Annotated in this window: 15 protein-coding genes; 9 read left to right on the top strand and 6 right to left on the bottom strand. The window is 63.9% G+C overall.

Translation table 11 applies throughout. From position 1 onward, the window contains the following. Positions 1 to 56: 56 nt before the first annotated feature. The 9 genes from K3136_RS14120 to K3136_RS04950 all read left to right on the top strand — a co-directional run bounded on the left by K3136_RS14120 (position 57) and on the right by K3136_RS04950 (position 8,289). Complete coding sequence (locus K3136_RS14120; RefSeq protein WP_221431790.1) at positions 57 to 1,172, top strand: hypothetical protein; 1,116 nt, start codon at positions 57 to 59, stop codon at positions 1,170 to 1,172. 40 nt (positions 1,173 to 1,212) lie between these two features. Continuing rightward, on the top strand, positions 1,213 to 2,046 hold the full coding sequence (locus K3136_RS04985; RefSeq protein WP_221431789.1) for a sulfurtransferase: 834 nt from the start codon (positions 1,213 to 1,215) through the stop codon (positions 2,044 to 2,046). Between the two features lie 2 nt (positions 2,047 to 2,048). Next, a complete protein-coding gene (gene metC / locus K3136_RS04980; protein WP_221431788.1) occupies positions 2,049 to 3,260 on the top strand; it encodes a cystathionine beta-lyase in 1,212 nt (403 codons plus the stop codon). 2 nt (positions 3,261 to 3,262) lie between these two features. Continuing rightward, positions 3,263 to 4,318: a mechanosensitive ion channel family protein gene (locus tag K3136_RS04975; RefSeq protein ID WP_221431787.1), complete on the top strand. Its 1,056-nt coding sequence runs from the start codon at positions 3,263 to 3,265 to the stop codon at positions 4,316 to 4,318. A gap of 97 nt (positions 4,319 to 4,415) precedes the next feature. Then, positions 4,416 to 5,171 (top strand): uroporphyrinogen-III C-methyltransferase, encoded by a 756-nt coding sequence (gene cobA / locus K3136_RS04970; protein WP_221431786.1) that lies wholly within the window; start codon positions 4,416 to 4,418, stop codon positions 5,169 to 5,171. Beyond that, the gene (locus tag K3136_RS04965) at positions 5,168 to 5,464 is read left to right on the top strand and encodes a DUF2849 domain-containing protein (protein ID WP_221431785.1); all 297 of its coding nucleotides are present in this window, start codon (positions 5,168 to 5,170) and stop codon (positions 5,462 to 5,464) included. Before cobA ends, K3136_RS04965 begins: the two co-directional genes overlap by 4 nt. Next, positions 5,464 to 7,098: a nitrite/sulfite reductase gene (locus K3136_RS04960; protein ID WP_221431784.1), complete on the top strand. Its 1,635-nt coding sequence runs from the start codon at positions 5,464 to 5,466 to the stop codon at positions 7,096 to 7,098. The genes K3136_RS04965 and K3136_RS04960 overlap by 1 nt, the downstream gene beginning before the upstream one ends. After that, positions 7,091 to 7,537, top strand: a complete 447-nt coding sequence (locus K3136_RS04955; RefSeq protein ID WP_221431783.1) for a DUF934 domain-containing protein — start codon at positions 7,091 to 7,093, stop codon at positions 7,535 to 7,537. The genes K3136_RS04960 and K3136_RS04955 overlap by 8 nt, the downstream gene beginning before the upstream one ends. Continuing rightward, positions 7,534 to 8,289 (top strand): phosphoadenylyl-sulfate reductase, encoded by a 756-nt coding sequence (locus tag K3136_RS04950; RefSeq protein WP_221431782.1) that lies wholly within the window; start codon positions 7,534 to 7,536, stop codon positions 8,287 to 8,289. The genes K3136_RS04955 and K3136_RS04950 overlap by 4 nt, the downstream gene beginning before the upstream one ends. A 57-nt stretch (positions 8,290 to 8,346) precedes the next feature. Here the strand turns inward: K3136_RS04950 and K3136_RS04945 are convergent, their stop codons facing one another. From K3136_RS04945 to K3136_RS04920, 6 genes are all read right to left on the bottom strand, one after another. Continuing rightward, positions 8,347 to 8,769, bottom strand: a complete 423-nt coding sequence (locus K3136_RS04945; RefSeq protein ID WP_221431781.1) for a hypothetical protein — start codon at positions 8,767 to 8,769, stop codon at positions 8,347 to 8,349. 111 nt (positions 8,770 to 8,880) lie between these two features. Beyond that, positions 8,881 to 9,978, bottom strand: coding sequence for a 2OG-Fe(II) oxygenase (locus tag K3136_RS04940; RefSeq protein ID WP_221431780.1), 1,098 nt, complete (start codon positions 9,976 to 9,978; stop codon positions 8,881 to 8,883). Positions 9,979 to 10,021: 43 nt separating this feature from the next. After that, positions 10,022 to 10,927 (bottom strand): NAD-dependent epimerase/dehydratase family protein, encoded by a 906-nt coding sequence (locus K3136_RS04935; RefSeq protein ID WP_221431779.1) that lies wholly within the window; start codon positions 10,925 to 10,927, stop codon positions 10,022 to 10,024. Next, complete coding sequence (gene proB / locus K3136_RS04930; protein ID WP_221431778.1) at positions 10,924 to 12,045, bottom strand: glutamate 5-kinase; 1,122 nt, start codon at positions 12,043 to 12,045, stop codon at positions 10,924 to 10,926. Before proB ends, K3136_RS04935 begins: the two co-directional genes overlap by 4 nt. 5 nt (positions 12,046 to 12,050) lie before the next feature. Next, positions 12,051 to 13,112, bottom strand: coding sequence for a GTPase ObgE (obgE, locus tag K3136_RS04925; RefSeq protein WP_221431777.1), 1,062 nt, complete (start codon positions 13,110 to 13,112; stop codon positions 12,051 to 12,053). Positions 13,113 to 13,150: 38 nt separating this feature from the next. Beyond that, the gene (locus tag K3136_RS04920) at positions 13,151 to 14,377 is read right to left on the bottom strand and encodes an MFS transporter (RefSeq protein ID WP_221431776.1); all 1,227 of its coding nucleotides are present in this window, start codon (positions 14,375 to 14,377) and stop codon (positions 13,151 to 13,153) included. Positions 14,378 to 14,443 lie beyond the last annotated feature (66 nt).

Here is a 14,443-nt window from a genome sequence, read left to right as displayed (position 1 = left end):
CGAGGCGCTTCAGTGCCTATTCAGCGCGCCTTCTCCAGTGAGCTGATCCTTACCCAATGCCCAAGCGTATTCGCCTACCCCTTGCCGCGCTGCTCCTTGCCGCGCCGACCGCTCTTTCCGCGCAAAGCACGCGCGATTTCCAGCTGCCGCCAGCGCCGACGCCGACGGCAAGCCCGCAGGTGCAGGGACCGGTCGATAGCGAGGGCTCGACGGTGCCGGCCCGTCCGCGCGTCATCCCGACTGCGACGCCGACCCCGACCCCCGTTCCGACGGCGACTGCCAATCCTGCCGCCACGGTCCAGCCGCTGCCGACACCTACGCCGACACCGTCTGCCAGCGTTCCCGCAGCAACCACGCCGCGCACTGCAACGCCAACCGCCGCGCCGACAAGCCGTCCAACTACCGTCCCCGTCCAGCCACCGGCATCCATGCCGGAAAGCGACGCGGTTCTTCCCGATACCGGGCTGGAGCAGGCGCCCCCGCAACGCGACCTGCCTGCACAGGCGGCTGATGCGGCTCCGCAGGCACAAGCGGAAACGGGAGCATCCGAGCAGCCGGAATGGCTGTGGCCCGCCGTGGGTGGGGGCATTCTGGCCCTGCTCGGCCTTGGCTATCTCGTTTCGCGCCGCCGGAAGAACGCGGAACCTCCGCAGATCGAGCGCCCAGTCGTGGCTGCGTCCGGTGCGGGCACGGTCGGCGCGGCGGATCTCCAGCTGCGCGCCGAGGCGATCAAGCTGACGCGCTCGGTGATGAACGCGACGCTGCATTATCGCGTTACGCTCCTCAACCGGTCCGGCAATGCGCTGTCGAACGTTGCGCTGGGGGCAGACGTCGTATCGGCGCATGGCGGCGTACCGGTCGAGCAGCAGGTCGCAAGCTCCTCGCAGCTCCTCGAGAAACGCCATACATTCGACCGTATCGCGCCCGGGCAGAGCGTTCGATACGAGGGCACGGTCATGATCCCGCTGTCGCAGGCACGCATCATCCGGCAGGGCAATGCGGCGCTGTTCGTCCCGCTCCTGCGCGTGCGTATCGATGGTGCGGACGAAGAGGTGCTGGTGAAGACCTTTGTCATCGGCCAGGGCGTCCCTGATGGCGGGCGGGTCAGCCCCTTCCGTCTCGACGATGGTCCGCGCAGCTACGAACCCATCGCGGCGCGCGCACTCGACTGATTGTCGACAGCACCTTCCCGGCAAGCTAGCACGTCGGGAGATGGAAAAGCTCGTTTCGACCGAATGGCTTGCCGCGCGTCTCGACGCGGAGGATCTCGTTATCCTCGATGCGACGATGCATTTGCCCGACAGCCCCCGCAATGCGCGAAGGGAATTCGAGGCCGGGCACATACCCGGCGCACGGTTTCTCGACCTCGCCAGTTTTATCGACACCGAATCCGATGTGCCCAAGGCCGTGCCGAGCGCGGACCAGTTTGCGCAGCGGATGGGCCGGCTCGGCATCGCGCCCGGCAGCCGTATCGTCCTTTACGACGACAGCGATATCGCCTCGGCGGCGCGCGCCTGGTTCATCCTCTCGCGTTATGGCGAGACGAAGGTGGCGATCCTCGACGGTGGGATCGCGAAATGGCGCATGGAAGGACGCGGGCTTTCCGACCGTGTCGTCGGCCACGCCCCTCGCGACAGGGTAGGTCATGACCCGGTCCGCACGGTCCGCAGCAAGGACGAGGTTGCGGCGAATGTCGACAGCAAGGAATGGCAGGTCGTCGATGCCCGCGATGCGGCGCGGTTCGAGGGCCGCGCGGGCAGCGGATCGCAGGGCCATATTCCCGGCGCGCACAACCTTCATTTCAAGCGGCTCCTTCGCGAAGACGGGACTTATCGCTCGCCCGATGCGATCAGGACGGAGTTCGAGGACGCGGGCGTCGATCTCGCCCGTCCGATCGTGACCAGTTGCAACAGCGGCATGACCGCAAGTGTGCTGCTGTTCGGCCTTGCGCTGATCGGGAAACTGGATGCCGACCTTTACGACGGGAGCTGGCTGGAATGGGGTGCGGATCCTGCCACCCCCAAGGAAAGCGGGGCGGCGCGCTGATCATGGCCGGAGGCAATAAGGACAAGCTCGGCAAAGGCACCCGCCTCGTGACAGGAGGGCGCTCCGGCGATTTCGCCGGACATGTCGTCAATCCGCCGGTCTGGCGGGCGAGCACCCATCTTTACGAGAATTGTGCGGCCCTGCGCGAGGGTGTGAAGAACAATGAGGACGGCGCGTTTTTCTACGGCCGTCGCGGCGCGCCCACCCAATGGAGCCTGTCCGAAGCGCTCACCGAACTCGAGCCGGGCGCGCATGGCACAGTCCTCTATCCCAGCGGTGTGGCGGCAATCGTCGGCGCACTGATGGCTGTCTTGCGCGCAGGCGACGTCTTGCTCGTGACCGACAACGCCTATGACCCGACCCGCAATGCAGCGATGGGCATCCTCAAGCGATACGGCGTGGAACATCGTTTCTTCGACCCGCTCGACCCTGACGGTTTTGCAGAGATATTTTGCGAGCGGACAAAGGCTGTAATGCTCGAATGTCCCGGCAGCCTGACGATGGAAGTCTGCGACATTCCGGCACTGGCGAGAATTGCGCGCGAGAAGGGCGCGGTCAGCCTGGTGGACAACACCTGGGCGACTTCGCTGGGCTTTGCCGCACTCGAGCATGGCTGCGACATCGCGATCACCGCACTGACCAAGCATGTCGGCGGTCATTCGGATCTCATGATGGGAGCCGCTACCGCAGGAGAGCGCTGGTACAGGCGCCTTCGCCAGACCTCGCAGCAACTGGGCCACGTGGTTTCGCCCGACGACGCATCGCTTGCCCTGCGCGGCCTCAGGACCATGGGGGTTCGCCTGGAGCGCGAGACCGCTACCGCGCTCGAAATCGCGATGTGGCTGGAGCAGCGGCCCGAAATCGCCCACGTCCTCTGCCCCATGCTTCCCGGCAGCACCGGCCACGATCTGTGGGAACGCGACTTTACTGGTGGGTGCGGCCTCTTCAGCTTCGTCCTCAAGGACCGCGACGATGCAGCGCGGTGCCGCTTGATCGACGCGCTCGACCTGTTCGGGATCGGATACAGTTGGGGCGGGTTCGAAAGCCTTGCCCTCCCGTTCGACGTTGCACCGGTACGATCGCGAATGGCGTGGCCAAAACAGGGCTGGGGGGTTGAGGATAGCTGCGGCATTCGCCTATCCATCGGCCTTGAAGATCCCGCGGACCTGATCGCGGACCTCGAACAGGCCATGGCCGCGATGGACGAAGGATAGACGTGCAAGGCGAAGCAGCTCCCACCGAGGCTCCCGAGGCCGCGAACGCTCCTGTCGAGCAGGCGTGGAGCATGGCCGAGGCAGCGCCTGAAGAAACGCAAGTAGCTGCCTCCGAAGGCCTGAAGGAAGCCGTCAGCAGCAAGAGCGAAACGGTCGGTTCGATGCTGGAATCGCTGGATTCGATGGCGCTCAGCATGGGCGACATGCGCATTTCGCTGTTCGACGTGCTGGTGGTTTCGACTGTCATCATCGGCGTCATTGCCCTCGCGTGGTTCATAAGCAAGCTGTTGCGACGGGTCGTTCGTCGCTTCACCAAGCTCGACGAGACGCAGCAGCTGCTGTCGGAAAAGATCCTCACGATCATCGTCTGGGCCGCCGCCTTTTTCGTCGGCATCGACTTGCTGGGAATCGATCTCACGGCACTGGCTGTCTTCTCCGGCGCCTTCGGCCTCGCGATCGGTTTCGGTCTCCAGAAAACCTTCGGTAACTTGATCGCCGGGATCATCCTCTTGATGGACAAGTCGATCAAGCCGGGCGACGTGATCGCGGTGACCGACATGGCGGGCAACGAGAGCTTCGGCCAGATCCGCAAGATCGGCGTACGCGCCGTTTCGGTCACGACCCGTGACCAGCGTGAATATCTGATCCCGAACGAAAACCTGATGATCAACCAGGTCGAGAACTGGTCCTATTCATCGAAGAACGTGCGCATGCAGGTCTATGTCGGGGTCAGTTACGAAGCCGACATGAACCTTGCCGAAAAGCTGATGCTGGAAGCTGCCAAGAGCTGCGATCGCGTTCTCAACGCTCCGCCACCGACTGTGTGGATGAGCGAATATGGCGACAATTCGGTTAACTTCGTGATCCATTGCTGGATCAAGGATCCGGAAGATGGCGTGGGCAACGTGCGCAGCGCCGTGCTGAAGAAGTTGTGGTGGCTGTTCAAGGAAAACGGGATCGAAATTCCCTTCCCGCAGCGCGACATCCACATCCGCTCGTCCGACCAGCTGGAACGCTGGTTCGCGGCGATGGCGGAAGGCAAGGTTACAAAAGAATAGGTTCACGCGCGGACAGCGTGGATTTCAAAATTTCCGCTTCGCAGCCGCACACGCATTCTGATTGGCGGAAATCGGCCGGTCACCGCATTTTTGCGGAATGGCACATAGTGGAACCATCTATCTCGTCGGAGCAGGGCCGGGCGATCCCGATCTCCTGACGCTGCGCGCCGCGCGGCTGATCGGCAATGCGCGCGTGATCGTCCATGACGGTCTCGTCGATCCATCGATCCTCGACCTCGCGCATCCCCATGCGGAGCTGATTTCGGTTGCCAAAAGCCGTTCGAAGCACACCATGCCGCAGGAAGACATCTGCAGCCTGCTGGTGGCCTATGCGCGTTCTGGCCAGGACGTCGTCAGGCTGAAGGGCGGCGATCCCTTCATCTTCGGACGCGGCGGCGAAGAGGCAGAGGCTGCCAATGCGGCTGGCGTAAAGGTCGAGGTCGTCCCCGGCATCAGCGCCGCCAATGGCGCGGCTGCGGCTGCACAGATCGCACTGACCCACCGCGAGGCTTCCTCGATCGTCAGTTTCGTTGCCGGCCAGTGCAAGGGCCTGTCCGATCAGGACTGGGCGGGCCTCGCCGGCAAGGGACGCACGCTCGTCATCTACATGGGCGTGAAAACCGCACCGCTGATTGCCGAAAAGCTGATGGCCGACGGTCTCGCCCCAGAAATGCCGGTGGCGGTTATCGAAAACGGTGCCCGGCCCGAAATGCGCGTCCTGCGCAGCTCGCTCGCCGGACTTCCGCAGCTCGTCGAGAGCGAAAATGTCGTCAGCCCCGCGCTGATCGTGATCGGTGAAGTGACCGCACGCGACAACGCACTCGCCGAACTCGCCCGGGAGGCAGCAGCATGAGAATCCTGACCGGAAACGACTTGAAGAGCGGCAGCGTGACCTGGTGGACCGGATCGGATTGGTCGCTCCATGTCGAAGATGCCGTCGACGTTGCGGGCTCCGAAGACGAGATCGCGCGCCGCGAAGAGGCCTCGCGCCGTGTGAATGCGCCCTATGCGATCGACGCTGAAATGCACGAAGGCCGTCCGCGGCCCTCGCATATCAAGGACCGCATCCGCGCCCTCGGCCCGACCGTGCGGCCCGATCTTACCCTCAAACCGACCGATCCTGACATCGGCACCTGGGTTATCTGATGTATCTCTACGACCAATACGACCAGCAAATGGTCGATGCGCGCGTGGCGGAATTCCGCGACCAGGCGCAGCGCCGCCTCGAAGGCAAGCTGACCGAAGACCAGTTCAAGCCGCTGCGGCTGATGAACGGTCTTTACCTCCAGCTTCACGCCTACATGCTGCGCGTGGCCGTTCCTTACGGCACGCTCAACAGCAGCCAGATGCATGCGCTCGCCGATATCGCGGACAAGTACGACCGCGGATACGGGCATTTCACCACCCGGCAGAATATCCAGTACAACTGGATCAAGCTGGAAGATGCGGGCGATATCCTCGCCGATCTCGCCAAGGTCGAAATGCATGCCATCCAGACCAGCGGAAACTGCATCCGCAATATCTCTTCGGATCATTTTGCAGGCGCCGCGGCCGACGAGCTTGTCGATCCGCGTCCCTATGCGGAACTGCTGCGTCAGTGGTCGAGCTTTCACCCGGAATTCAGCTATCTGCCGCGCAAGTTCAAGATCGCGGTGATTGCCAGCGATACCGACCGTGCGGCCATGCGCCTGCACGATATCGGCATCCAGATCGTGACAAACGATGCGGGCGAGCTGGGCGCTGCCTTCTATGTGGGTGGCGGCATGGGGCGCACCCCGATGATCGCGCCCTGCATCAAGCCCTTCGTGCCGCTCGACCGGCTGGTGACCTATGCCGAGGCCTGCCTGCGCGTCTACAATCGCCATGGTCGCCGCGACAACAAGTACAAGGCGCGCATCAAGATCCTCGTCCATGAAATGGGCGCAGAGGAATACACGCGCCAGGTCGATGCCGAATTCGACCACATGCTGGCGCAAGGCATCGAACCGCCCTTTGCCGAACTCGAACGCATTCGCACATTCTTCGAAGATCCGCTGTTCGAGGAAGGCGCGAGCGCGGAGATCGACCGCTTTGATCCCGATTTCGCGCTCTGGGTCGACCGCAACACCCATGCGCACAAGGCGGATGGTTATGTTTCGGCGGTGATAAGCCTGAAGCCCGTCGGCGGAATTCCCGGCGATGCGACCTCCGAACAGATGCGCCTGATGGCCGATCTGGCGAAGGATTACAGCTTCGACGAGCTGCGCGTCATGCACACGCAGAACATCGTCCTGCCGCATGTCCGCATGGCCGACCTCCATGCCTTGTGGACCGCGCTGGAAGAGGCAGGGCTGGGTAGCCCGAACCTCGACACGATCGAGGACATCATCGCCTGCCCGGGTCTCGACTATTGCAGCCTTGCCAATGCGCGTTCGATCCCGGTTGCCCAGAAGATTTCCGAACGGTTCGCTGCAAACGGCAAGACCGAGGCGCTGGGCAAGCTGAAGCTCAAGATTTCGGGCTGCATCAACGCATGCGGACATCATCACGCCGGCCACATCGGCATCCTCGGCGTCGATAAGAAGGGCGTCGAGAACTACCAGCTGCTGCTCGGTGGCAGCGAGGCAGAAGATGTCAGCCTCGCCAAGATCACCGGTCCCGGCTTCGACGAGGCCGGCATCGTCGATGCGGTGGAAACCGCCGCCGACGTCTACCTGCGCGAACGCGAAGATGGCGAGCGCTTCCTCGATACCTACCGCCGCATCGGCATGGCCCCGTTCAAGGAGGCGCTTTATGGATAATCTCTCGTCCGAAAACGACACCCTCATCCGCTATCGTGAAGACGAGCCGGTCGATCATGCGGCTGTCACCGTGGACTCTTTCCTCGACCAGTCGTCGGCCAGTGCCGTGCGCGTCGAGCCGGGTGACGATGCGCGCGAACTGCTCCCGCATCTCGAACGCCTGGCGCTGGTAGAGGTGAACTTCCCCGCTTTCGGCGACGGTCGGGGCTACTCCTCGGCGCAAATCCTGCGCGAAGCGGGATATGAAGGCGAACTGCGCGCCGTGGGCGACGTCATTGTCGACCAGGTGGCCTATATGCGTCGCTGCGGCTTCGATGCCTTCGATCCCGATGCCCCCTTGAACGAGGCCGATCTCGAAACCGCGCTCTCGCGCTGGCCCGAAGTCTATCAGCCGGCCGCGGACAAACGCACGCCGATCTGGAGCAAGAGGCACGCGTGAACGAAGCGCGCGCCATCGACCGGCTCGATACGGGCCCGCGCTTTACGGAGCATGATGCCATCCGGCTCAACCGCATGTTCCGTGGAAGCGATACCGAGGAATGGCTGCGCGCCGTCCTCGAGGGCGATTTGGCGGGCGATCTCGCCATGGTCTCCAGTTTCGGGGCGGAAAGTGCGGTTCTCCTGCACCTCGTCTCGCAGATCGATCCCTCAGTGCCGGTGCTCTTCCTCGAAACCGGCAAGCATTTCCCCGAAACGCTCGCCTATCGCGATCTTTTGAAGGAGCGCTTCGGCCTCAACCTCGTCAACCTCTATCCCGATCTGGGCGATCTGGAGAAGCGCGACGAGACCGGCCTTCGCTGGTCATACGATCCCGACGGTTGCTGCGAACTGCGCAAGGTGCGGCCTCTGGAAAAGGCGCTCGCGCGCTATGATGCGAGCTTCACGGGCCGCAAGGCATTCCAGTCCACTACGCGGGCGACGCTTCCGCGCTTCGAACTCGATACGTCGGACGCGCAGGGGCGGCTGAAGATCAATCCGCTGATAGACTGGGATGCGGACCGCATCGCCGCCTATTTCGGAGAATACGACCTGCCGCGCCACCCGCTTGTCGACCGCGGTTTTGCGTCGATCGGCTGCTCCCCATGTACGCGAGCGGTGAAGCCGGGCGAAGACCCGCGCGCGGGCCGCTGGGCCGGTTGGGACAAGGTCGAGTGCGGCATCCACAAGCCGGGCGAGGAACCCTTCCTCTAGATACGGGAAAGGCACCGCGGCGAGATGCCGACGATGCCTTCCACTTGCCGTTTGAAATCAGCTATCGACGCGTTCGACCGTTGCGGTCTCGCCCTTTTCGTTGACCGAAGTCCAGACGCCGTCCTCACCGATTTGTTCGGTGTTGCACTTCATCGTGCCGTCGTCGTCCTCATCGATATAGGCTTCATCGACAGCAGAGCAGTACTTGTCCGGCGACGGCTGTTCCCAGCGTCCGGTCTGGTAGAGCTCGCCGTCCTTGGTGGTCACATAGGTCCCGTCGGGTTTGACCTCTTCCATATAGACGACACCTTCGCCGTCGGTGACCTTGTACATGCCCGGCGACGGCATGCCGTCTGCGGCGGTCGGACCGGCCTCTTCGACTACGGCTACTTCATCTTCCGTTTCCACCGTGTCGGTGTCGTCGGCCTGTGAACAGCCTGCCAGGGCCAGTGCGCTTGCGGCAATGATCAGTTTCCTCATGGTACTCTCCTGATGCGACCCATGAGTGAATGGCGGGGTTTCCCGCTTGTGATTCGCGACACCAGTGAAGGGGAGAGTAGGCGATGCTCGGCAGAACGCAACGAATGGCAGTCAGGCGGCGCCTTCCTGCTTGACGTCCTGGCCGCCTGCGGCTGCCAGCTTGTCAAGATTCGCCTCGCGCACGGCCCTTGCTTCCTCGTCGTAGAGAAAGGGCAGGAAGGCATAGCGCTTGCCCTTGGTGACCGGCATCGCCTCGTGGAGCAGGGAGCAGGAGAAAACCACCGCGCCGCCGGTCGGCGCGCGATAGGTGCGCCCGCCGAATTCGGGGAAGCGCAGGTCGCCGCCCTCATATTCTTCGGCATTGAGATTGATCGTGACGGCAAAGCGGCGATGTGCGGTTCCGAAGGTGGTGTTGTCGCGGTGCGGGCGGAAATGACCCTTTCCCGCTTCGTAGCAGGCAACGATATGCCGCTCGATGCGGGTCGCCTTGAAATGGGTCGCGCGCTCGATAGCGGGGGCAACGCGGCGGGCGATGCGCTGGGACAGCATCTGGATGAGCTTCGCGTCCTCGATCGAAGTGTCGCGTCTGCGTTTGAAATTGTCGTCGAGAACGTGGGTCGTCTTGCCGTCCACGTCGCGCATGAAGCCCGAGGCTGTGCCGCCGTCCTTGTTGTACAGATCGATCAGCATCCGGCAGGTTTCGGCATCGAAAACGTCGGGCACGGTGAGCACCGGGGCGACCCCGTCAGGGACCTTGGCGGTCCTTTTCCTGAGTTCGGCAATCGCCGCCTCGCCCGCATCGATCCTGTAGCGCTGGATCACCCGCAATTCGCGATCGAGCAGCACCCAGAAAGGCTCGTAGCGATGGGCGTCCTTCGCCGCACCGAACAGGCGGCTGACCGCGCGGTCGTAATCGAGAAAATACCGGATGCCGGGAAGGTCCTGCGCAATCCTGTTCTGCGCGACATCGCTGGGGTCGACGGTCACGCCGAAGAACACCGCATGCTCGTCATCGAAGACCTCGCGATGCTTCGCCACAACCTCCAGCGCAGCCTTTGCTCCCGGCTGGCTGGCAGTGCCGAAGAACAGCATCAGCACGTGCCGCCCGCCGACCGAGTGGAAGGCATAGCGATCCGATCCCGAGAGGGCTTTGGCATGGAACCAGGGAGCATAATCGCCGGCTATCGGCGGGGCAGGCGGGGTTGTCATGAGAGGGTGTCTAAACCGCTTGCACGCGGGCGACAATCACCTCTCAGAGCCAGCCTTCGCGCTTGTACCAGTCTGCGGTCGCCGCGAGGCCTTCCTCGCCGGGGATACGCGGCGTCCAGATGTCCTTTGGGACGGCGCGGTCCTCTCGGCAGACCCAGTCGTCATGGACCATGTAGCCGACGCGGTCGTGCGTGAGCTTGGCATCGTCACCGCGCAGCAGGCGGTCGGCTCGCGCGCCGATGCGGAGCAAGGCTGCGGGCAGGTGAGGGGCGAGGACCCGCTTCCCCATGGCCCGACCGATCAGCCGTGCGAGCTCGCCGTGTTCGTAGCCTCGCGGCTGCGCGTCATCGGGCTCGAGCGTCGCCCCCGGTGCAGTTCGGGCAGGGGACAGCGCCAGCAGGCATTCGGCGAGGTCGTCGACATGAATGATCGAGGTACGCCCTTTCGGGGGAACCGGCACCACGCCGAATTTGGCGGACCGGAACAGCTCGAACATGTCCTTGTCGCGCGGGCCGTAAACGGCGGGCGGGCGCACGATGGTGAAGTCCAGCCCGCTCGTCTCGACAAAGGCCTCTGCATTGGCCTTGGACGCGCCGTAGAGCGACAGCGAAGGCTCACGCGCGGACAGCGAACTGGTGAAGACGAAGCGCTCGGCACCCGCAGACTTGGCCGCGTGCAGCAGCCTGCGTGTACCGATGACATTGGCCTCTTCGAATTCCGCCGGGTCGGGCGTGTTCGTAAGGCCCGCGACATGGACCACGCAGTCGGCGCCTTCACAGAGGGCTGCGAGCGATTTCGGATCAGAGAGGCTGCCCTCGACCCAGGTGACGCCATCGCGCGGTGCTTGCGTCCGGCGGGTAAGAGCGCGGACGGCGATGCCTTGCCTTGCAGCCGCGTCTAGAACGGCTTGCCCGACAAATCCCGTGGCTCCCGTAAGCGCAAGGGTCATGCACGCACCATGTGATCGCGGTGAACGACTGCGGCGCGCGGCGCATAGCCGAGCTTTTCCGCCTGCATATCTTCGCGCAGGCCGAGGATCGCGCGGCATTCTTCGCTCGTGTACTCGACCAGGCCCTGGCCGAGCCGCTCGCCTTTCGCGCCGTGGATCGCAACGAGGTCGCCGCGCCTGAAATCACCTGCGATCTCGGTCAGTCCTGCTGCCAGCAGGCTGGCACCATTGGCGAGCGCTTCGGTGCAGCCTGCATCGACGGTGAGGACCCCGGCAGGCGCAAGCCGACCGGAAAGCCATGCCTTTCGGGCGCTTTCTTCACCCTGCGGCAGGAATAGCGTGCCACGAGCGGCATCGAGCGCACGCGAAATGGGCGCTTCATGTGTTCCGTTGATGATGGCGAGTGCGATCCCCGCACGCTCAGCAATGCGGGCGGCCTGCAGCTTGGCCAACATGCCGCCGGAGCCGAGACCCGATTTGGACCCGCCTGTCGCCATTGCGATGATCTCGGGCGTCACCCCTTCGACCGTTTCGATCAGCTCGGCGCCGTCCTGCGCGGGGTCGCGATCATAGAAACCGTCGACATCGGACAGCAGCAAGACGCCTTCAGCCTGCGCGGCCTGTGCCACGCGCGCGGCGAGGCGGTCGTTGTCGCCGAAGCGGATTTCTTCAGTGGCGACGCTGTCGTTCTCGTTGACCACGGGAATGGCACCTGCGTCGAGCAGGCGCTCGAGCGTGGCCGACGCATTGAGATAGCGGCGGCGGTCTTCGAGATCATCGATCGTCACCAGCATTTGCGCAGCGACGAGACCGTGCGCCTCGAATGCATCCGACCACAGCCGCGCCAGTTCCACCTGTCCGACCGATGCGGCGGCCTGCGCGTCGGCAAGGCTGCCACGCCCGCCCCTGGGCAGGCCGAGCTTCGCGGCACCAAGTGCGATGGCGCCCGAAGAGACCACGATGACTGCCGTCCCGCGCTTCCTGAGCGCGGCAAGTTCGCGTGCCAGCGTTGCCAGCCAGTTTGCGCGGGCCTTGCCCTGCTCTATCAGCAGGGCCGAGCCGACCTTCACGACGAGCCGGTTTGCCTCACCCAGTCCTGAAAGCGTCGTGATCGCCATGGGCGTCAGATGGGCGACCACTCGCCGGTGCCGTCTTCCTCGGTGCTTTCCACCTCGGCGGCCTTGGTTTCGGTCGATGTGCGGTCGGGCAGGTAGCCGAGCACTGCGTCCAGCAATTCCTCGATGCCTTCGCCCGTCGCGCCCGAGATCGAAAAGACCTTGTCTGCGCCCGCTTCGAGCAATTCCTTGGCAAAGGCTTCGCCCAATTCCTCGTCGGCAAGGTCGAGCTTGTTGAGCGCGACAAGCTGCGGCTTGTCTGACAGGCCCTCGCCATAGGCCTCAAGTTCGCCATTCACCGTGCGATAGGCGTCCGCCGGATCCTGACCAGCGATATCGATGAGGTGGATCAGCACGCGGCAGCGCTCGATATGGCCGAGGAAGCGGTCGCCGATCCCGGCGCCTTCTGCTGCGCCCGCGATCAGGCCGGGAATGTCGGCGATGACGAACTCGCGCGCCTTGTGTCGGACGACGCCCAGCTTCGGCACCAGCGTGGTGAAGGCATAATGACCCACCTTCGCATTGGCGTTGGTGACCTGGTTGATGAAGGTGCTCTTGCCCGCATTGGGCAGGCCGAGCAGGCCGACGTCGGCCAGCAACTTGAGGCGCAGCCAGACCCACATCTCTTCGCCCGGCATGCCCGGCTGGTGCTGGCGCGGCGCGCGGTTGGTGCTGGACTTGTAGCTGGCATTGCCGCGGCCACCCATGCCGCCTTCGAGGAAGACGACTTCCTGTCCGACCTCGGTGAAGTCGGCGAGGACCTCTTCCTTGTCCTCGGACAGCACCTGCGTGCCGACGGGCACGTCGATGATCAGGTCGGGCGCGCCTGCACCGGTCTTGTCCTTGCCTTGTCCGTGGTTGCCGCGCTTCGCCTTGAAGTGCTGGGCGTAGCGGAAGTCGATGAGCGTATTGAGGCCCTGCACGGCGCGGAAGATGATGTCGCCACCCTTGCCGCCATTGCCGCCGTCGGGACCGCCATACTCAATGTATTTTTCGCGCCGGAAACTGACCGCGCCGGGACCACCCGCGCCGGATTTCAGATAGATCTTGGCCTGATCGAGGAAATGCATTGCGCGCCCCTAGACGGTTTTGAGGGGCATGGCGAGTGTCAGTCGGGCAGGTCTTCGCTTTCGAGAACGGCGGCCATGGGCGTGGTGCGCGGCAGGCTCTGGAAGGCCTGCTGCTCTTCTGCAGGGACAGAGGCACGCGCCAGGGTCCGCCACAGGCCGAACATGGCGCCCATAATAGCCATGGTGCCGATCACGCCGAACAGGCCAGCGGGGCCCAGCAACCCCATCCCGAGCGAGCCGATCATCGGACCGGCGACGGCCCCTAGCGAATATGTCAGGACGAGCCCGCTGCTTGCCCCGATGCGTTCCTCTTCGGAAAGGTGGTCGTTCGAATGGGCGACGCACAGCGGATAGAGCGCGAAGGCGAAGCCTCCGAACAGGCTGCCGAGCACGATCGTCCCGAATGACGGCATCGGGACCGGCGCCATGACCGCGCAGATTGCTCCGACGATGAGGAAGCAGGCATTGACCACCTGACGGCGGTCGAACCGGTCCGACAGGATGCCGAGCGGATATTGCAAGACCACACCGCCCGCGATCACGCAAAAGGTGAACAGGGCAACCTGCGAAAGAGGCATTCCGATCCGCTGCACGTAGACCGCACCCAATGCGTAGAACGCGCCGAGCATGGCACCGGTCGCCAGCGTGCCGACGATCCCCAGTGGGGAGGCTTTGTAGAGTTTCTTCAACGAGAACGGGACCGTCTTCTCGATCACGGGTTGCTGCATCTTCGTGAGCAGGATCGGGAGGAGGGCGATCGACAGCAGGATCGCCGACACCATGAAGGGCAGGTCGGGCGCATTGTCGCCAAGGTTAAGCAGGAACTGCCCTCCTGCCTGACCGCAATAGAGCGCAATCATGTACGCCGCGAGGATCGAACTGCGGTTGGCCGGGCTCGCCTGCTGGTTGAGCCAGCTTTCCAGACACACGAATACGCCTGCCATCGCGAAACCGTCGATCAGGCGCAGTACTACCCAGACGGCGGGCAGGTCGATGATCGCATAGGTCAGGCTGCTGGCCGAATAGACGGTCACGAAGGCGGCAAAGGCGCGGATATGGCCGATATTGGCGATCAGCCGTTCGACCCGCATCGATCCGATCATGAGGCCCGCGAAGTAACTGGTGGCGACCAGGCCGATGATGGCCGCCGACTGCCCGTCTTGCTCCAGCCGTATGGCGATGAGGGTCGACAGGAAGCCGCTGCCCGCCATGAGGACGAAGATCGCTGCCAGGATGGCGCGTACTGGGAGGGCGGATGTCAGCATTCCGGCGCTGCGTATCACTCATTGTGCGCACTTCAAGCCATGACGGCCCGACAATGCCCCGCGCGG

It is taken from the genome of Qipengyuania gelatinilytica, from assembly GCF_019711315.1.
GTDB lineage: Bacteria > Pseudomonadota > Alphaproteobacteria > Sphingomonadales > Sphingomonadaceae > Qipengyuania > Qipengyuania gelatinilytica.
This window is presented reverse-complemented; position numbering and strand designations above follow the sequence as displayed.